Origin of the sequence: Ciceribacter azotifigens (genome assembly GCF_048159625.1) — a bacterium.
Lineage (GTDB): Bacteria > Pseudomonadota > Alphaproteobacteria > Rhizobiales > Rhizobiaceae > Allorhizobium > Allorhizobium azotifigens.
The window spans coordinates 1-17953 of the sequence record NZ_JBLQTA010000020.1 but is presented as its reverse complement, the minus strand read 5'-3'; the positions used below and the strand labels follow the sequence as shown (position 1 = coordinate 17953).

Below are 17953 nucleotides of genomic sequence, written 5' to 3'. Positions count from 1 at the left end.
TCCCGATGGGTTGCCTATCGGTCAGAACGCTGCGCCGGACGAAGCCTTTTCTTGTTGCGGAGGACAGGAGAGGCAGACTGTCACCTTGACGTGAGCAGTCGAGAACCATTTCTTGGGTATATGAGAATGCTCGTCCTAACGAAATGCCAACGAAGGAATGGCTATGTCCAACGTCATCGAATTCAAGAGACCGCCGAAGCCGAAAGAAAAGAGGAAGGCGCAACCGGCACTCCGCAAGGCAGTGGTGTTTGCCGGCGTTATTCTGGCCTTCGTTGTCGTCTGGGCCTATTACGCCTATCTGGCCTGACGGTGCGGTCGGTCGTCGCAGTTTCCGCCCCCCCCTACCCCGCGGTTACCGGATACCCCATCTATACCGATGGTAGCGCTTGCAAGTCTTGCGGCCGGTCAATAGCTTCTCATCAGTCCCTCGAGCCCGCCGCAGTTTCATCCCATGCAAGCTTACATCAGAACCCTCGCCGATCGTCACCGGACAGAAGCCAGTGACCGACACCTCGCATTCTACCTGACGTTTGTCGCAGGTGCGGCCAATGCCGGCGGCTTCATGGCCGTTCAACAATATACGTCCCATATGTCCGGCATGGTCTCGTCGATGGCCGACAACCTCGTCCTCGGCAACCTGGAGCTCTTCCTGGGTGGCCTTTCCGCGCTCGTGGCCTTTGTTCTCGGCGCCGCGACCTCGGCGATCCTGATCAACTGGGCGAAGCGCAAGGACCTCCATTCCCAGTATGCCTTGCCGCTTGCCTTCGAAGCATTCGCCATGGCCGCCTTCGGGCTCTCGGGGCTGCTGGAGGGTATCCTGACTGCGGTCACGGTCGCGCTCCTCTGCTTTATCATGGGCCTGCAGAATGCGATGATCACCAAGCTTTCCGGCGCGCGTATCCGGACAACTCACGTGACCGGTCTGGTGACAGACGTCGGTATCGAGATCGGAAAGCTCTTCTATCGCAACAGCCCCGAGGTGAAAGGCCGTCCGCCGGTGATAGCGGACCGGGACAAACTGCGCCTCTTGTCCAGCCTGATCGGCCTTTTCTTCATTGGAGGCATCTGTGGTGCCATTCTCTTCAAGATGCTCGGGATTCCGGCTGCGATGATCCTGGCCCTGCCGCTCATGCTCTTTGCCGCCTTCCCACTCGTCAGCGACCTACAATCGATCCGCCAACGGTGGACTTGATCGCTTTTCTGCCTGCTGTTTCGCTCGGACAGGAACCTCCTCGCCCCGAGGCTGGGCTTCGTGCCTTGTCTTGATGAGAGCGGAAAGCATCGGACCGACGGAGAAGACACCATTGCGAGCCTTGGCCGTCAGGTCCCTCAGATAGCCTCCCGCTGTGCTGATATGCCCTGCTCGTTCGAGAATACAGGCCATGACAGTTGCCGCATTCTCTGGTCCCATCGCCTCGCAGGCGTCTTGATACACCGACGGACTGACGCCGAGCATCGAGCGGACGACGATTGCCGCCGAAAAGAGGTCACGCCAGCCGCAGACGGTACCTCCCGGGCCATACATTGCGATATCCGGGCACGCCTTGAGGACCAGACCGAGTGGAAATACGGCTTGGTTTACTGGAGCCGGAGACGGGAGGTGCGCCAATTTCTCATCACGCGGTGTTTCCTGTGCCTGTTCAGATTCATAGATGGAATCGGATTCTGGATTCTCTATGTGGCGCTCAATCTGGCGGTCATCGGCGCCCAAATCTTGTGAATTGAGATGAATTTCCAGCAACTTGACGAGGTGAATGCGAAGTTCGTCGAGTGCATGGACCGCAGCGTCCAGTTCTTCGGCTGAGGCGGTGCGACCGACGGCGGACGAGAGCGTTGCGTATTGCTGTTCGAGAGCGTGCCATTCTCCTGGCGTCTCTGCGGTGATGGCTGCGGAAATCAGTTTGGCGACATCCCTGCGTGCCAGCGAAAACCGCTCGCGCAAGAGACGGAGCCGTTGACGCTCGGCGACCACACGCTGGGCCAGCTGTGCGAATTCGTCGGCCCTCGCGAGGAGGGGCGCAAGGCTGAAGCCGTAGGCCTGCTCGATTGCGCCGCGGCTGTCCTTTCGGGCGAAGCGTTTGCCGTTCGGGCTATCTTTGCGGATGACGACGCCTGCGTCGACGAGCGCGGCCAGATGTCGGCGCAGCGTGGAACCGGCGATCCCGTGGGCCCGGATGCTCAGCTGGGCGTTCGAAGGGAAGACGACGAGGCGTCCGCCCTCGCTGAGCTGTTGTTCGGGATAGAAAGACAGCAGCGCATGGAGCACGGCAAGCGCCCGATCGCCGAGACCCAGCATTCCCCGTGCTTCACTGACGTCCCGAAACACATGCCACTTGTCGACCGTCCGTTGCGTCGACGGCCGGGAGATATCGAGCTGGCCTTTCAATAAGGCAAGCGTCATTGGCCGCCGCCCGAAAGGCGTCGTCACACTTCCACGTTCCATTTCTTTCACCTTTGATTAGGCAAAAGACGTCCGCTCACCAAAATCGGTGCCAAAGACTCTTGACTATGAATCGTGGAAATGAGAATCTCAGCTTGCTACACCTGAGAAGGGCTTCCACGACGGCAACGTTTGGGGGCCTTTTTCTTTTGCGCGCTAATCTCCTTCGTTGGTCATTTCGTCCATGAATTCGGCATAGAGCCGGTCGAGATTGTCCGACAGGTACTTGCCAAAGCGCGCAGCGTTCTTCGCCTTCATCGCGAGCGTGAACGCCTTGCCGGTGTTTGATATTTGCGCGGAAACTCCCTTGTCAGAGGGTTGCCAGAGAAGCTTCGCGGTTGGCATTTCCGTCTTCTTGACGGCCTTACCGGACCTATTGAGGGCCGAAAACAGCGTGTTGAACCGTTCGTCGCTTTCAAGTCTGGTGAAGTCTGTGCCCTGCGTCAGGGATTGCACCCTTTCCGCGTTCGAGGCCTTCCCGACCAGCAGCGAGAGTTCGACCCAGCGCTCGCGTCCGACGGACGGCGCGGGGCCGATTCGCTCGACGACATCGGCGGGGATGCGATCGGTGACGGACATCATCTTCGATACGGTTGCCTGGTTGGCTGCGAGCGCCGAGCAGATGACATTGCGATCGTAACCGAGGTCGAAGAGGCGGCGTGCAAACAGCGCGCGTTCGATGAACGTCAGATTCGCCCGGGCGGAATTCTCCTGCCCCTGGGCGATGACGTGAGACTTGTCGTCTAGCTGTTTCACGACAGCCCTGACCGGCCGTCCGAGTTCGCGGGCCGCTCGCACACGCCGATGACCGAAGACCACCTGGTAATGCCCGGGGAGGGTAGGGTGCGGCCGCAGAAGGATCGGCGTATCCTGACCGCGTTCCAGGATTGCCTGTTTCAGCTCGGCGAACTGTTCGGACGCATCTTCCAGACGATCGGAGACGAACGAGCCTTCGATAAGCTTGGGATCGATCTCGACGACGGCCTCGCCTTCGAGGAACTTGTCGGCCTGCTTTGCCAGCTCGTCCAGAGAACGGATCATGTTCTTGGAGGCGCCGCGCATGGGGTAGGCGGTATTGGAGGATTGCGGAGCAGGCGCGCTCTCGGGAGCTACCAATCCGGCCAAAAGGTTCTTGCGTGCCATCTATTCTCTCCGTTTCTCGCGCATCATTCTGAAAATAAACGCGAAAACCTCGTTTTTGTCAGCTGACAACTCAGCGCCCCCACGATTTGTGGATCAACTCGCAGATCTCATTGTTCACCGATTCGAGCGATTCCATCGCCCGTTCGTAAGTGGAGCGGGTCATCTGGTTCTTGTCGATTTCATAGAGCGTCTGCTTGGTGATCCCGGCATCGGAGACCGCCGTCGACTTCAGCATGTGGTTCTTCAACACGTATTGGTGGAAGAGTGTCTGCATGAATCCGACCATCTGGGCCTGCGGAACATCCATCGGCTCGTAACGGGTGATCAGGTAGCGATACCATTCGAGATTGACCTCGGCGCCGGCATCGCGGATCGGCTTCAGGATGCCGCCCAGCATCAGCAGGAACTGCCCCATCGACATGACGTCGAGCATTTGTGGGTGAATGGTGATCAGGACGCTCGTCGCCGCCGTGAGCGCCGTAATGGTGAGATAGCCGAGCTGGGGCGGGCAGTCGATGACGACGACATCGTAGCGATCGTCGACTTCCGACAGAGCCCGCGAGATACGCGTGAAGAAGGTCTTCCCCTCGTTCGACGAGCGGTTCGACATGGCAAGCGGCGTGTCGTATTCGAACTCCTGCAGCTCGAGATTGGCTGGAACGATGTCGAGGCCGGGGAAATTGGTTGGCTGAATGATGTCGGCAATCGAACGCTTTTCATCGTCGTAGCGGATCGCCTCGTAAAGCGAGGGCATCTGGTCGAGCTCCGGCTGGAAGCCGTGGAGCGAGGAGAGCGATGCTTGCGGGTCGAGGTCGACGGCGAGCACGCGGTGGCCCGTCAATGCGAGATACTGCGCAAGATGCGCGGCAGTCGTGGTCTTGCCGGAACCGCCCTTGAAGTTGACGACCGCGATGACCTGCAGTCGCTCTCCCGGCCGACGATGGGGGACGTAGTTCTTCGATTCCGACCGCCCATGCTGATCCAGGTAGTAGCGCAGTTCCATCATCTGCTCGGCCGTGTAGGAACGCCGGCCGGAAGAGGAGGTCTGGGGGAGGGGGCCCTTGCCCTCCAAATGGAGCTTCTTCAGCGTGCTCTGCGACACGCCGATATAGTTGGCAACCTCTGCCAGCGAGAAGGAGCGGAGGTTCTTGCGTGCATTGGGCGGAAAACGCTGCACGCTGAGCAGGTGCAGTTTCTTGGAAATCAGGTCGCCCTGCTCGAGAATGAGATCCTCAAAGTGCAGGGAGTCGTCGACAGCCAAGGATGGATTGGTGCTCATTATGCGCTTGCTCTCAAAAAACGGTATTCAGGCTATTCTTGCCTCTTAACCGTTATTATCTGCGATTCTCTGCTGGAGACAAGCCGGGCTGTTCCGTAACGGGTGCCGGCGCCGCATGGATCGGATGGGCTGGCACAGCGTCTGCCGCGGATTCGCCATATGTTTCCGCCTCTTAAGCCGTGTGGCCGCCGGAGGTGGTGCCCTGGGTTTCGCGAGGTCCGGACAGCGACGGTGCTTGGTTTCGCTGTGATCCACCTCAGTAAAGATGGAGAATCGCTGCGACTCACCCGACTCACCCATGCGAACCGGCCCGTGAGGCGCGTTCATTCTGACGATTTTCAATCCGCCTTTCCAGCTTTGTCTCCCCTTCCATTCCTCAAGGACAGGGGAGGGCTCTTCCGGCACGGCTCTGCGGCTGCGTTGCTCGCGGGCCGGCGGACATCGGCGCTCTCGGAAAGGGGTAGCGATGGCGGTCTCACATCGCCACGACGATGCCCGATGGTCGAGCGGGTTGATCGCAGTGTGTCGGGTGCGCGCCGTTCACCTCTTCTCCGGAAAAGGTCGGGCAGGGACATGTCAGGCCTTGCGGTGCTGCACGAAAAGAGAGATGATTTTGGTGCTTATATCGTCCGATCGTTGGTCGACATCTACCCTTATCCGGGACCAATAAGCGAAACTCCAAAAACGGGTCACATTATCGTTCGTTAAATGAAGACGACGAGCTGTGCGGTTTTCCCTCCATTTTGATCGGTAACCGCACATGCCGCACGGTATGCAGAGCGCTCGAACACAGGTTCACGTCGCCCTCGCTGAGGGCACAAGCGCTGGAAGATCGCCTGCGTGGCGCCATAGTGCGCAAGCGCCATGACCCTTCGACGTGATCGTAGCCGCTGGAACGGACAGCGGAGCGGAAAGGTCTTCGTGACCAGCGGGCCAGCGTAAACGATGTCTTCACCGGCCGTCCCTACCGGGACCGAGTGTCAGCAACGCCCGGCGGAACTCCTGTTCACTGAGCACCACCTCGCCGGCGCCGAGCGCGCTTGCATGCCCCAGCGCGCGGGAGGTCAGAACCTGGGCTGTTTCGACCGCGCGGGTCAGTGCCAGACCGTGCCCCAATCCTGCAACAATCAGACCGGCGAAGAGATCGCCGGTTCCGGGCAGGGCGATCGGCAGATGCGGCGTCGGGTGACGGCTGATGCCGTCGGAACCGAGGATGACGCTCTCGATATGGCCGTCAGGCGTGTCTTCGAGAGTGCAGCCGGTGGCGATCAGTCGGGCATCTGCCGCGATGCGCAGGACCTGCCTTGCGGCTTCCAGGTCCGCCACTGTCACGATCTCGCGGCCGGTCAGCCAACTGAGTTCGAACGGATTGGGTGTTGCGATGTCGGCCATCGGCAGCAGTCGCTCGCGCATCACGTCGGCAATGGCCTCGGGGACGTAGAGGCCGGGACCGGCATCGCCCATCACCGGGTCGCAAAGATAGGTGATCTCGGGATTTGCCGTCATCGCCTCGGCGACAAAATCCGCCACCATGAGGGCGACGTCGAGCGAGCCTATGTAGCCTGTGACGATGAATGCCGCACGCTCCGGCAGGCCTCGCTCCCGCGCACCGTGCAGCAGGTCGGAAAAGAACTCCGGCGGCAAGGCACGGCCGCGAAGCGTCGGGTAATCTGGGGTATTCGAGAACACGACGGTCGGGATCGATGCCACCTCAAGCCCGGCCGCCTGCATCGGAAAGACGGCGGCGGAATTGCCGACATGGCCGAAGACGACCTGGCTCTGGATTGAGATTACGAAAGGGGGGCGGGTCATGCAGTACCGTCCAGTCTTTTGCTCCAGTCTTCGACCCGACCGCTTTCCAGCCTCTGGACCGCGTATTTGCGCCAGCCTTCGGCCAGCACGTCGAGCGAGGCAATGCCTGCCAGTTCGCGTCGGTTCAGCCGGTCGACATAGAGCGCGTGCCAGATCCGGCGCAGGCTCCAGTCGGGGGCGACGCGTTCGATCAGTTCCAGTCGGTCGCCGGACCCTACGGCGCCCGGCTGCAGGACACGGTAGTACCAACCGGTGCGGCCGGTCTGTTGCACCCGCCAAGCCATGTCCGGCACGTCGAACCGGCGGTTGAGTTTCCAGCAGGGTTGCCGTCCCTGCGACACCTGCAGGATTGCGGTGCCGAGCCGGAAGACGTCCCCTACGGCGACCGTGGTCTCGGTCAGGCCGGTCGTCGAAATGTTCTCGCCGAAGCCGCCGGGCGTGAGCAGCGGAGGCAGGGGACCAAGCTCGCTGCGCCACACGGCATAGTGATCGAACGGATAGTGATGCACCGCCTTTTCGACCCCGCCGTGCACGCGGCGGTCCGCCTGTTCGTCGCCTTCGAGTCCTTGCCGACCGAGGGCCAATGCCTGGTCCACCGGTGTCTTGTTGATCCCGCTAAGGGCATCGCTGTGGGGAAGGGGGCTCGCTCGGCCGGTCAGAAGCGTGATCCTCATCATGCCGGCAGCTCCCGCAACCACGCTTTGAGCATCGCCTGTCCGGCGACCCTCAGGGCAGGACCGTTTGCTTGAGCGGCTCGCCGAAGATCCTCGGGCGCGATGCCGGCTTGCGTAAGTTCCACGCTGTGGCCGATCAGCCAGCGTTCGAAGGCGGGCAGTTCTCCGGCTTCGGAATGAAATTGCAGCCCCAGCACGGTCCGCCCAAGCGCGAAGGCTTGCGAGGCCCAGGCGCCGGTCGCCGCGAGGTTCTCTGCCATGACGGGTGTCTCGAAGGCCTCGCCGTGCCAATGTAGAACCGGCACGCCATCAAGGGCTGCGAGCGGCCCCTTTCGTCCAGCCGCAGTCAGTTCCAGCGGAGCGAAGCCTATTTCCTTGCCGGGCATGGGGGCCACCCTTGCGCCGGCTGCCGCCGCAATCAGTTGTGCGCCGAGGCAGATACCGAGCGTCGGTCGGCGGGCGGCGAGGCGCGGTGCGAGCCAGTCGCGTTCCGCTGCCATTGACGGATGGGATCGCCCGTCGTTCACGCCGATCGGGCCGCCCAGAACCACGACGAGATCGGCGCCCAGCGGATCGGGCAGCGGGCCGATGCCGGCTTCGACGAGGAGGAGCCGATAGCCTTCGTCCTCCAGAACAGGGGCAAAGCTGCCGAGGTCTTCGAAGGCCAGGTGGCGCAGGATAAGGGCGGATTTCGACACGGATGTCCTCTTGCGTTTCCGTATCGGTCTCGCAGATAACTGGCCCATACAGAAGGTCCAGTTTTTGGAATCGTGATAGGCCGGAACGATATGGTGCGTGATCTGCTTGCCCTGGACATAGAGAAGAAGCCGCATGGCCCCGTGTTTCTGGCGATTGCCGATGCGATTATTCGTGACATCACCCGTGGCCGCCTGGCGCCCGGTGCCCGCCTCCCGGGAACACGCGCGCTGGCGCGGGAGCTAGGAGTGCATCGCAATACGGTTGATGCCGCGTACCAGGAGCTGCTGACGCAAGGTTGGCTGCGTGCCGAGCGGGCGCGTGGCACATTCGTCGCTGGGGATCTGCCTCAGGGCATGATGGCTTCGCGTGTCGTGCCGGTTCCGGAGGAGCCGGCGGAAGTCCGCCCGGCATTGGCTTTCACCGATGGCGCACCCGACCCGAAGCTGGTGCCAAACAAGGCGCTGGCGCGAGCCTTTCGCCGGGCGCTGTTGTCTCCGGCGTTTCGGGCCGGGGCCGACTACGGAGACGCGCGCGGCACGCTTGCCCTGCGCCAGGCGCTCGCCGCCTATCTCGCTTCCGACCGGGGCGTGGTTGCGGATCCTGCACGCGTGCTGATCGCACGCGGCAGCCAGATGGCGCTGTTTCTGGCGGCGAGAGCGGTCATCGAGCCTGGTCAGGTGATTGCCGTGGAGGAGCCCGGTTATCCGCTCGCTTGGGAGGCGTTCCGCGCCGCTGGGGCGGGCGTCCATGGCATACCGGTCGACGCCGGCGGGCTGTCGGTCTGCGCGCTGGAGGCTGCCCTGATGTGCGATCCACGCATCAGGGCGGTCTATGTCACACCGCACCACCAGTATCCGACCACGGTTACCATGGGGGCGGCCCGGCGGTTGCAGCTTCTCGAGCTGGCACAGCGTCATGGCATCACGCTGATCGAAGACGACTACGACCATGAATATCGCTTCGAGGGTCGCCCGGTCCTGCCCCTTGCGACGCGCGCGCCGGCGGACCTGCCGCTGATCTATGTCGGCTCTCTTTCCAAGCTGCTCTCGCCGGGCATCCGGCTGGGCTATGTCGTGGCGCCGGAGCCCCTGCTAACCCGTATGGCGACGGCGCGGGCGGCGATCGATCGGCAGGGAGATGTCGCGCTGGAGGCGGCGTTGGCCGAGCTGGTCCGTGACGGCGAACTCGGGCGCCATGCCCGCAAGGCGCGGCGGGTCTATCGCATCCGTCGCGATCTGCTGGCGAGGGCCTTGTCGCAAGAGCTGGGCACGCGGGTGGCATTTGATCTGCCGGCCGGCGGGCTGGCACTTTGGCTGCGGAGCGAAGACGTGAAGGTGGATGTCTGGGCCGAGCGTGCCGGTCGGGCTGGTCTGGCCTTGCTGCCGGGTACGCGGTTTGCTTTTGGCGGCCCCGCGCCGCAGGCCTTTCGCCTCGGCTATGCGGCGCTGGAAGAGGCGCAGATCCTCCGCGCGGTGCAGATCCTCGCGCGAAGCTGGCCCGGCTGACCTCGTTCGCGACGACCTCTTGGCGAGCGGACGTGTGCCGCCGGAACCGGCCGCCGAGATCTCTGCCGGTCGACCGTGTCAGCGTATCTGCTCAAAAAAATAAAAAACATTTGCGCCGACTGTAGGATGTCTATAATCATAAAAAACATACGGTCGGGGAGGACATATGAGCGGTCAGTCGACATCGGTCCGTCGCATGGTGAGCGGCGTGTGCGTGGAGCCCGGCGAGTTTCGTCTGCTCGAAAGAGATCTGCCGGTCGCCGCGCCGGACGGATGGGTGCTCGTCGACATTGCCGCCGCGGGCCTTTGCGGGACGGACTACCACATCTTCGAGGGCAAGCATCCCTATCTGGAATATCCGCGTGTCATCGGTCACGAGCTTTCCGGATATGTGGCGGTAGACGCGGAGGGGTGGAAAAAGGGCCAGCTCGTCACCATCAATCCCTATATAGCCTGCGGCAAGTGTCGAGCCTGTCTGCGCGGCAAGCCGAACTGCTGCATGGCGATCGGCGTTCTCGGCGTCCACCGGGACGGAGGAATGTGCGAAAGGATCGCGGTTCCTGCCGGCAATCTCTATGACGCGTCCAAGCTGTCGGAACGCGATGCAGCCCTCGTCGAGTTTCTCGCGATCGGCGCTCATGCGGTACGCCGGTCCGAAGCGGCCTCCGGCGACCGGGTTCTCGTTACCGGCGCCGGACCGATCGGGCTGGGGGCAGCGCTCTTTGCGCGTCTGGCCGGTGCGGAGGTCCATATGATGGACATGAGCGAGGAACGTCTCGCGGCCGCGAGATCCTTGGGCTTTTCGCAGCTTCACCTGGCCACTCAGCCTCTCCTCGTTGGCGGGCTCGAAGACGGTTTCGACATCGTCTTCGACGCGACGGGCAATCCGAAGGCGATGGAGGCGGGCTTTCTTCACGTCGCCCATGGAGGCACCTATGTGCTGGTGTCGGTCGTCAAGGGTGATCTCACATTTTCGGACGCCGAGTTCCACAAGCGCGAGATGAAGCTCGTCGGCAGCCGGAACGCGCAGAGGCCTGATTTCCTCCATGTGATGGAAGCGCTGTCCTCTGGCGCGATCGACGGCGGCAAGCTCGTCTCGACCGTCCTGTCCCTCGAAGAACTGCCGGAGCGGCTGCCCGAACTCGCGGCCGACCGGTCGGGACTGATCAAGGCGCTGGTCGCGCTGCCTGCCTGGAGGTCGGGTCATGCATGAACTCATCAAACTCGAGGCGATCGACAAGCGTTTCCCCGGCGTGCATGCGCTGAGGGGCGTAAGTTTTGACCTCGTTGCCGGTGAGGTTCACGCCCTGATGGGCGAAAACGGAGCTGGAAAGTCGACGCTGATGAAGGTTCTCTCCGGCATATGGCAGCCGGATGGAGGAACGATCCGTATTGCCGGAGAAGAGGTCGCCATTCCCAGCCCACATGCCGCCCAGGCACTTGGCATCGGAATGATCCATCAGGAGCTTGCCCTGATGAACGACCTGACCGTCGCCCAGAACATCTTTATTGGCCGCGAACCGCGCAAGACCTTCTGGCGCCTCGACGAGGCTGCCCTCAACCAGGCGGCGCAGGACATATTCTCGGCAATGAACATTTCCATCGACCCGAGGGCCGAGGTCCGGACCTTGTCGGTTGCCCAGCAACAGATGGTCGAGATTGCCAAGAGCCTTTCCCACAGATCCCGTGTGCTCGTCATGGACGAGCCGACCGCCGCACTCAATGACAAGGAGGTCCATGATCTCTTCACGATCATCGAGAGGCTGAAGTCGGAGGGCGTGGGGATCGTCTATATCAGCCACAAGATGGATGAGATCAAGAAGATCGCGGATCGGGTGACGGTGATGCGGGACGGCGCCTATGTCGGCACGGTCAAGGCGTCAGACACACCGATTTCGACGATCATCTCAATGATGGTCGGGCGTGAACTGGAAAATACCGAGGTGGACATTCCCGACCTATCCGATGCGCCGGTCGCATTGGAGGTCCGCGGGCTTTCGCGAGGCAAGGCTGTCCGGGACGTGAGCTTCACCGTGAAGGCGGGCGAGATCCTCGGCTTTGCCGGCCTTATGGGGGCCGGACGAACCGAGGTCGCGAGACTGATCTTCGGCGCCGACCGAAGAGATGGCGGGGAAATCGTCGTGCACGGCAAGACGGCCTCGATAGGCAGTCCGAAGGACGCGGTGGCTTCCGGAATCGGCTATCTCTCCGAAGACCGCAAACACCTCGGCCTGGCGCTCGGCCTTGACGTCACCGCCAATGTCGGATTGCCCAATCTTCCCCGCTTCTCAAACAGCTTCGGCGTGATCTCGGATGCCAGACTCGGGGGCGTCACACGCGATTACATCAAGCAGCTGAGTATCCGCACACCGTCCGAGCGCCAGGAGGTCCGGCTGTTGTCGGGTGGCAATCAGCAGAAGGTCGTGCTGGCGAAATGGCTCCTGCGCAACTGCGATATCCTGATCTTCGATGAACCCACGCGCGGCATCGACATCGGTGCGAAGTCGGAAATCTACCGATTGCTGCAATCGCTTGCGCGCGACGGCAAGGCGATCATCGTGATCTCGTCCGAGCTTCCCGAGGTGCTCAGGTTGTCACACCGGATCGCGGTGATGTGCGAAGGACGCCTGACGGGCATCCTCCCCGGAGGAAAGACGACAACACAAGAAGAAATAATGCACCTGGCCACACAGCGCCGGGGCGAATCGGGGGGAGAGGCGGCATGACGCTGACGGTTCAAAACGAAATCAAGAAGAAGGCATCATCCGGGGTCCATCAGAAGCTTCTCGCTTCCGCCAGCCTGATCGTTATGCTGATCTTCTTCAGCCTGGCCTCCGACAAGTTCCTGCAGACCTCGAACCTCATCGGTATCCTGCAGGCGACGTCCGTCAACGGCGTGCTGGCCGTGGCGGTCACGATGGTGATCATAACCGGCGGCATCGACCTTTCCGTCGGGACACTGATGACGTTCACGGCGGTGATCGCCGGCGTGGTTCTGACCTATCTCGGGATGCCGCTTCCGCTCGGGATCGCGGCAGCGATCGGAACGGGTGCTCTTTGTGGCTTCGTTTCCGGCACGCTCATCGCACGGATGAAGATCCCGCCCTTTATCGCGACGCTCGGCATGATGCTCATTTTGAAGGGCCTGTCGCTGGTCATCTCCGGGACGAAGCCCATCTACTTCAACGGAACGCCGGGGTTCTCGCAGATCTCGACCGGCTCGCTGATCGGCACCGTGCTTCCGTTCCTTCCGATCCCGAACGGTGTGCTCGTTCTCTTCGTCCTGGCCGTCTTCATGGCGTTCATCCTCAATCGCACGGCTCTCGGTCGCTACACGTTCGCGCTTGGGTCGAACGAAGAAGCGGCGCGGCTGTCCGGCGTGAACACCGACTTCTGGAAGATCTGCGTCTACAGCCTGTCGGGCGGGATCTGCGGGATCGCGGGCCTGATCATCGCGTCCCGACTGAATTCGGCGCAACCCGCGCTGGGTCTCGGCTACGAACTCGACGCCATTGCCGCCGTCGTCATCGGCGGAACGTCGCTGGCCGGTGGACGGGGGTCGATCCTCGGTACGATCATCGGCGCATTCATCATGTCCGTCCTCCTGAATGGACTCCGGATCCTGTCGGTCGCGCAGGAATGGCAAACGGTCGTCACCGGGCTGATCATCATCCTGGCAGTCTACGCCGACATGGTTCGCCGCCAACGCATGTGAGGAGCATGCAAATCTTTTCCGAGAAGGACGATCAACGTCCCGCAACGCAGTCTCAAATCGCAGCAACGGCATGTCGCCGAAAAATGGAGGAGTGAAATGATTACGAGACGTAGCATCATGGCCGCACTGGGTGCGGTCGCCATCCAGGGCGCCGGAGGGGCGGCATATGCTCAGGACAAGACCTATATTCCGCTGATTTCGAAAGGCTTCCAGCACCAGTTCTGGCAGGCGGTGAAGGCCGGTGCCGACAAGGCCGCCGCCGAGTTCAACGTCGAGGTGACCTTCGAAGGCCCCGACAACGAGACGCAGGTCGACAAGCAGATCGACATGCTGTCTGCCGCCCTCGCCAAGAACCCGCAGGCGATCGGCTTCGCCGCCCTCGACACGCAGGCGGCCATTCCGCTCCTGAAGCAGGCGCAGGATGCGAAGATCCCGGTCATCGCGTTCGACTCCGGCGTCGACAGCGATATCCCCGTCACAACGGCAACGACGGATAACGTCGCTGCGGCAGCGCTTGCCGCCGACAAGATGGCCGAGCTGATCGGAGATGCCGGCAAGGTCGCTCTCGTGGTTCACGACCAGACCTCGCGGACCGGCATCGACCGGCGCGATGGTTTCGTGAACCAGATGAAGGCGAAGCATCCGAATATCGAGATCGTCGACATCCAGTACGGTGGCGGCGACCAGCTGCAGTCGACCGAAATCGCCAAGGCGATCCTGGCTGCAAATTCGGATCTGAAGGGGTTCTTCGGGGCGAACGAAGGTTCGGCGATCGGCATCGTCAATGCCATCAAGGAAACCGGCACCAAGGGCGTCGCCGTCATCGGTTACGATTCCGGCGCTGCGCAGAAGCAGGCGATCAAGGACGGCGTCATGGCCGGCGCCATCACGCAGAACCCGGTCGGCATCGGCTACGAGACCGTCAAGGCCGCCGTCGCCGCGATCAAGGGAGAGAGCCTCCCGAAGACGATCGACACCGGCTTCTACTGGTACGACAAGACCAATATGGACAGCCCGGAAATCTCGGCTGTTCTTTACGATTGATCTAACCGGAATTGCTGGCCCGCACTTGCGGGCCAGCAGTTTTTCAGTATGGCAGATATCTCATGAATCTTGGACTTGAAGGCAAAGTCATCATCGTCACGGGCGGTGCTGCCGGAATTGGTGGCGCGATCACGGAATTGCTCGCAGCCGAAGGAGCCACCCCCGTCATCTTCGCACGACGACCCCCGGACCCCGAATGGTTCGCCTCCCTCGGTGCGAAGGCGGCATTCGTTGAAGTCGAGCTTTCAAGTGACGATCAATGTCGCAAGGCGGTCGACGAGACGCGCGCGCGCTTCGGCACCGTCTACGGCCTCGTCAACAATGCCGGCATCAACGACGGCGTCGGCATCGAGGCCGGGCCGGAAGCCTTCCGCGCCTCGCTCGAGAAGAACCTCATTCATTATTATACGCTGGTCCATCTGCTGGCGGACGACTTCCGGCAGTCCAAGGGTGCGATCGTCAACATAAGCTCCAAGACCGCCGTGACCGGCCAGGGCGGGACCTCGGCCTATGTCGCGGCGAAGGCGGCGCAGCTCGGCCTGACGCGCGAATGGGCTGCCGCCTTTGCAGGCGACGGCGTCCGCGTGAATGCCGTCATTCCTGCGGAGGTGATGACCCCGCTCTACGAACGCTGGATTGCGACCTTCGACAATCCTTCCGAGAAACTGGCGGAGATTACCGCGCGCATCCCGCTTGGACAGCGCATGACGGAAGCCCGCGAAATCGCCGCCATGGTGGCCTTTGCACTCTCGCAGCAGGCGCTGCATCTCACGGGACAATGGCTCTTCGTCGACGGCGGCTATACCCACCTCGATAGAGCACTCGCCGGCGTGCGATGATGCTATCCCGACCTGGAGCATGAATGGCGCGAACTGACGAACGGTTTCGAGAAGCATTCAACGAAGCGCTCGACCTCTGCAAGACCATGGCTGCCGGCGATCAGTTGCCGTCAGAAAACGACCTGGCGAAGCGGCTTGACGTCAGCCGCACGGTCGTGCGCGCCATTCTGGAGAAGCTGCAGGACGCGAAGATCATAACCTGGGTCGGCCGGCAGAAGCAGCTTCTTCGAACGCCGAAGGACAAGGATCGGCTGGAGGTCCAGTCCGGGCAGATCAGCGAGCAGCAACTCGAACGGCAGTTTCTCGACTGGATTCTCCGCTTCGACGTGGCGCCCGGAACGGCCCTGAATGTCGCCAAGCTCAGGCGGCAGTTTTCCGTCACACCGCAGATGCTGCATGAGTTCCTGGCGTCACTCAGCCGGTTCGGCCTCGTGCGGCGCAGGCCGAAAGGCGGCTGGGAACTTCTGGGCTTTACGCGGGAATTCGCTGTCGAACTGTCGGAATTCCGGATGATCCTGGAACTGAACGCGGTGTCGCACCTGGTCCGGCTGCCGCCTGAAGATCCCATCTGGGCACGGCTCGACGATCTCGAACGGAAGCATCGAGCGCTCGCCGCCGAGATCGATGAGCGGTTCCACGATTTTTCGCTGCTGGACGAAGAGTTCCACACATTGATCGGTAGCGCGGTCCACAACCGTTTTGCCGCGGAATTCCAGAAGATCGTCTCGCTGATTTTCCACTACCATTTCCAATGGGACAAGACGCATGAACGCCAGCGAAACGAAGCGGCCATCGGCGAGCATCTGCGGCTGATTGCGGCGTTGAAGGCGCGGGATGCGGCCGCCGCGCAGGCGGCGATGACCGATCATCTCACTACGTCCAAGCAGACGCTTCTCTCCTCATTGCGCGTTCACGCCCCGGCCTGAAGGGGCAGGGGTCAATCCCGAAAGGCGGAGCGACGTCCTCCGCCTCCCGGTGCAGCATGCTCAGCCGCCGAAGCGGTAGTGCGAAAGCGTTTCCGGTTTCATTTCGATCGAGAAGCCCGGCAGCTTCGGCGGCATGTAGGCCGCGTTTTCGATCCGGCAGGGCTCGAGGAAATGCTCGTGGAGATGATCGACATATTCGATGACGCGGCCTTCCTTGGTGCCGGAGACGACGAGATAGTCGATCATCGAGAGATGCTGGACATACTCGCAGAGACCGACGCCGCCGGCATGCGGCCAGACCGGCAACCGGTACTTCGCCGCCATCAGCAACACTGCCAGCACCTCATTCAGGCCGCCCATGCGGCAGCTGTCGATCTGGACGATGTCGATGGCGCCGCCGGCGATCATCTGCTTGAACACGATGCGGTTCTGGCACATCTCGCCGGTTGCGACCTTGATCGGCGCGATCGCCTCGCGGATAGCCTTGTGGCCGGCGATATCGTCGGGGCTCGTCGGTTCCTCGATGAAGTACGGCTGGTAAGGCGCGAGCTCCTTCATCCACTCGACCGCCTCTCCGACTTCCCACACCTGATTGGCATCGATCATCATGAAGCGATCGTCGCCGATCACCTCGCGGGCGATCCTGAGACGCCGCTTGTCGTCCTCGAGATCGCGGCCGACCTTCAGCTTGATATGGGTGAAGCCCTCGTCGACGGCTTCCTGGCAGAGGCGGCGAAGCTTTTCGTCGGAATAACCGAGCCACCCCGCCGAGGTCGTGTAGCAGGGATAGCCCTCCCTCTCGAGGAGAGCTATGCGTTCGGCCTTGCCCACCTCGGCCTTCCGCAGGATATCGAGCGCTTCCGCGGGCGTCAGCGCATCGGTCAGGTAGCGGAAGTCGACGATCGAGACGATCTCTTCCGGTGACATGTCGGCGACCAGCCGCCAGACGGGCTTGCCGGCCTCCTTGGCCCAGAGGTCCCAGACTGCATTGACGACGGCGCCGGTGGCGAGATGCATTGCCCCCTTGTCCGGCCCGATCCAGCGCAACTGGCTGTCGCCGGTAAGATAGTGCCAGAAGCGGCCCGGATTGGCCTTCACCCAGTCGAGGTCGAGGCCGACGACGAGGTGCTCCAGGGCATCGATCGCCGCGCAGCAGATCTCGTTGCCGCGGCCGATGGTGAAGGTCAGGCCATGACCTTCGAGGCCCGGCGTGTCGGTGCCGAGCACGACATAGGCGGCGGAGTAGTCCGGATCCGGGTTCATCGCGTCCGAACCGTCGAGACTCTGCGAGGTGGGAAAGCGCAGGTCGATGCTGCGCAGGCTGGTGATCTTGGTCATGGCAGTCGCCTCGTCTCTCTTGCAGTCATCAATCGGCTCTGAACGTCTGTTTCTGTGTGCCGAGGCCCTGGATGCCGAGTTCGACGGTGTCTCCGTCCCTGAGGTAGCGGGGCGGCTTCATGCCCATTCCGACGCCGGGGGGTGTTCCGGTGGAGATGACGTCGCCGGGGTGGAGGCTCATGAACTGGCTCAAGTAGGAGACGAGGAAGGCGACGCCGTAGACCATGGTCTTCGAGGAGCCGTCCTGCATGGTCTCGCCGTTGACCTTGAGCCACATCGAGAGGTCCTGCGGATCGGCGACCTCGTCCTTCGTGACGAGCCACGGGCCGATCGGGCCGAAGGTGTCGCAGGACTTGCCCTTGGTCCACTGGCCGGCACGCTCGGTCTGGAAGCCGCGCTCGGAGACGTCGTGGGAGACGCAGTAGCCGGCGACATAGTCGAGGGCGTCGGCCTCGGAGACATATTTTGCAGTCTTGCCGATGACGACGCCGAGCTCGACCTCCCAGTCGGTCTTTTCCGAGCCGCGGGGAATGCGCACC

17 protein-coding genes are annotated in these 17953 nt (G+C 62.2%); 9 read left to right on the top strand and 8 right to left on the bottom strand.

Features of this window, described 5'->3' with window-relative positions; translation table 11 throughout:
* Positions 1 to 163 precede the first annotated feature (163 nt).
* Together ACM6UT_RS20725 and ACM6UT_RS20720 are read left to right on the top strand one after the other, a co-directional pair.
* Positions 164 to 307 carry a hypothetical protein gene (locus ACM6UT_RS20725; protein WP_416799236.1) on the top strand — a complete coding sequence of 48 codons (144 nt, stop codon included), beginning with the start codon at positions 164 to 166 and terminating at the stop codon, positions 305 to 307.
* 144 nt (positions 308 to 451) lie between these two features.
* Positions 452 to 1192 carry a YoaK family protein gene (locus tag ACM6UT_RS20720; RefSeq protein WP_416799235.1) on the top strand — a complete coding sequence of 247 codons (741 nt, stop codon included), beginning with the start codon at positions 452 to 454 and terminating at the stop codon, positions 1190 to 1192.
* Here the strand turns inward: ACM6UT_RS20720 and repC are convergent.
* From repC to ACM6UT_RS20690, 6 genes are all read right to left on the bottom strand, one after another.
* Entirely contained in the window at positions 1163 to 2443 is a 1281-nt protein-coding gene (gene repC, locus ACM6UT_RS20715) for a plasmid replication protein RepC (protein ID WP_416799234.1), read from the bottom strand. The genes ACM6UT_RS20720 and repC overlap by 30 nt on opposite strands.
* A 153-nt stretch (positions 2444 to 2596) precedes the next feature.
* Entirely contained in the window at positions 2597 to 3583 is a 987-nt protein-coding gene (gene repB, locus ACM6UT_RS20710; protein WP_416799233.1) for a plasmid partitioning protein RepB, read from the bottom strand.
* Positions 3584 to 3653: 70 nt separating this feature from the next.
* A complete protein-coding gene (gene repA, locus ACM6UT_RS20705) occupies positions 3654 to 4862 on the bottom strand; it encodes a plasmid partitioning protein RepA (RefSeq protein ID WP_416799232.1) in 1209 nt (402 codons plus the stop codon).
* A gap of 951 nt (positions 4863 to 5813) precedes the next feature.
* Positions 5814 to 6674 (bottom strand): pyridoxal kinase, encoded by an 861-nt coding sequence (gene pdxY, locus ACM6UT_RS20700; RefSeq protein ID WP_416799231.1) that lies wholly within the window; start codon positions 6672 to 6674, stop codon positions 5814 to 5816.
* Entirely contained in the window at positions 6671 to 7351 is a 681-nt protein-coding gene (locus ACM6UT_RS20695) for an MOSC domain-containing protein (RefSeq protein WP_416799230.1), read from the bottom strand. The genes pdxY and ACM6UT_RS20695 overlap by 4 nt, the downstream gene beginning before the upstream one ends.
* The gene (locus ACM6UT_RS20690) at positions 7348 to 8046 is read right to left on the bottom strand and encodes a glutamine amidotransferase (RefSeq protein WP_416799229.1); all 699 of its coding nucleotides are present in this window, start codon (positions 8044 to 8046) and stop codon (positions 7348 to 7350) included. Before ACM6UT_RS20690 ends, ACM6UT_RS20695 begins: the two co-directional genes overlap by 4 nt.
* 90 nt (positions 8047 to 8136) lie before the next feature.
* On the opposite strand from ACM6UT_RS20690, the gene pdxR reads away from it, so the two are divergent.
* The 7 genes from pdxR (at position 8137) to ACM6UT_RS20655 (ending at position 16076) form a co-directional block, all read left to right on the top strand.
* Positions 8137 to 9552 (top strand): MocR-like pyridoxine biosynthesis transcription factor PdxR, encoded by a 1416-nt coding sequence (gene pdxR / locus ACM6UT_RS20685; protein WP_416799228.1) that lies wholly within the window; start codon positions 8137 to 8139, stop codon positions 9550 to 9552.
* Between the two features lie 196 nt (positions 9553 to 9748).
* On the top strand, positions 9749 to 10765 hold the full coding sequence (locus tag ACM6UT_RS20680; protein ID WP_416799287.1) for a zinc-binding alcohol dehydrogenase family protein: 1017 nt from the start codon (positions 9749 to 9751) through the stop codon (positions 10763 to 10765).
* Positions 10758 to 12278: a sugar ABC transporter ATP-binding protein gene (locus ACM6UT_RS20675; RefSeq protein WP_416799227.1), complete on the top strand. Its 1521-nt coding sequence runs from the start codon at positions 10758 to 10760 to the stop codon at positions 12276 to 12278. Before ACM6UT_RS20680 ends, ACM6UT_RS20675 begins: the two co-directional genes overlap by 8 nt.
* Positions 12275 to 13267, top strand: coding sequence for an ABC transporter permease (locus tag ACM6UT_RS20670; protein WP_416799226.1), 993 nt, complete (start codon positions 12275 to 12277; stop codon positions 13265 to 13267). Before ACM6UT_RS20675 ends, ACM6UT_RS20670 begins: the two co-directional genes overlap by 4 nt.
* Before the next feature lie 96 nt (positions 13268 to 13363).
* Complete coding sequence (locus tag ACM6UT_RS20665; protein ID WP_416799225.1) at positions 13364 to 14311, top strand: ABC transporter substrate-binding protein; 948 nt, start codon at positions 13364 to 13366, stop codon at positions 14309 to 14311.
* Positions 14312 to 14373: 62 nt separating this feature from the next.
* Positions 14374 to 15150, top strand: coding sequence for an L-fucose dehydrogenase (locus ACM6UT_RS20660; protein ID WP_416799224.1), 777 nt, complete (start codon positions 14374 to 14376; stop codon positions 15148 to 15150).
* 23 nt (positions 15151 to 15173) lie between these two features.
* Positions 15174 to 16076, top strand: a complete 903-nt coding sequence (locus ACM6UT_RS20655) for a GntR family transcriptional regulator (RefSeq protein ID WP_416799223.1) — start codon at positions 15174 to 15176, stop codon at positions 16074 to 16076.
* 60 nt (positions 16077 to 16136) lie between these two features.
* Here ACM6UT_RS20655 and ACM6UT_RS20650 read toward each other — a convergent pair whose 3' ends face one another.
* On the bottom strand, positions 16137 to 17414 hold the full coding sequence (locus ACM6UT_RS20650) for an L-fuconate dehydratase (protein WP_416799222.1): 1278 nt from the start codon (positions 17412 to 17414) through the stop codon (positions 16137 to 16139).
* Between the two features lie 28 nt (positions 17415 to 17442).
* Positions 17443 to 17953, bottom strand: a 511-nt coding sequence (locus ACM6UT_RS20645; protein ID WP_416799221.1) for a fumarylacetoacetate hydrolase family protein, incomplete at its 5' end; no start/stop codon positions are given.

What these genes read in the sequence shown, in the direction of transcription:
- repA (WP_416799232.1), bottom strand. Translation starts at nt 4,862, where the DNA reads ATGAGCACCAATCCATCCTTGGCTGTCGACGACTCCCTGCACTTTGAG.
- ACM6UT_RS20675 (WP_416799227.1), top strand. Translation starts at nt 10,758, where the DNA reads ATGCATGAACTCATCAAACTCGAGGCGATCGACAAGCGTTTCCCCGGC.
- ACM6UT_RS20725 (WP_416799236.1), top strand. Translation starts at nt 164, where the DNA reads ATGTCCAACGTCATCGAATTCAAGAGACCGCCGAAGCCGAAAGAAAAG.
- pdxY (WP_416799231.1), bottom strand. Translation starts at nt 6,674, where the DNA reads ATGACCCGCCCCCCTTTCGTAATCTCAATCCAGAGCCAGGTCGTCTTC.
- ACM6UT_RS20680 (WP_416799287.1), top strand. Translation starts at nt 9,749, where the DNA reads ATGGTGAGCGGCGTGTGCGTGGAGCCCGGCGAGTTTCGTCTGCTCGAA.
- ACM6UT_RS20665 (WP_416799225.1), top strand. Translation starts at nt 13,364, where the DNA reads ATGATTACGAGACGTAGCATCATGGCCGCACTGGGTGCGGTCGCCATC.
- pdxR (WP_416799228.1), top strand. Translation starts at nt 8,137, where the DNA reads ATGGTGCGTGATCTGCTTGCCCTGGACATAGAGAAGAAGCCGCATGGC.
- ACM6UT_RS20660 (WP_416799224.1), top strand. Translation starts at nt 14,374, where the DNA reads ATGAATCTTGGACTTGAAGGCAAAGTCATCATCGTCACGGGCGGTGCT.
- repC (WP_416799234.1), bottom strand. Translation starts at nt 2,443, where the DNA reads ATGGAACGTGGAAGTGTGACGACGCCTTTCGGGCGGCGGCCAATGACG.
- ACM6UT_RS20695 (WP_416799230.1), bottom strand. Translation starts at nt 7,351, where the DNA reads ATGATGAGGATCACGCTTCTGACCGGCCGAGCGAGCCCCCTTCCCCAC.
- ACM6UT_RS20670 (WP_416799226.1), top strand. Translation starts at nt 12,275, where the DNA reads ATGACGCTGACGGTTCAAAACGAAATCAAGAAGAAGGCATCATCCGGG.
- ACM6UT_RS20650 (WP_416799222.1), bottom strand. Translation starts at nt 17,414, where the DNA reads ATGACCAAGATCACCAGCCTGCGCAGCATCGACCTGCGCTTTCCCACC.
- ACM6UT_RS20655 (WP_416799223.1), top strand. Translation starts at nt 15,174, where the DNA reads ATGGCGCGAACTGACGAACGGTTTCGAGAAGCATTCAACGAAGCGCTC.
- repB (WP_416799233.1), bottom strand. Translation starts at nt 3,583, where the DNA reads ATGGCACGCAAGAACCTTTTGGCCGGATTGGTAGCTCCCGAGAGCGCG.
- ACM6UT_RS20720 (WP_416799235.1), top strand. Translation starts at nt 452, where the DNA reads ATGCAAGCTTACATCAGAACCCTCGCCGATCGTCACCGGACAGAAGCC.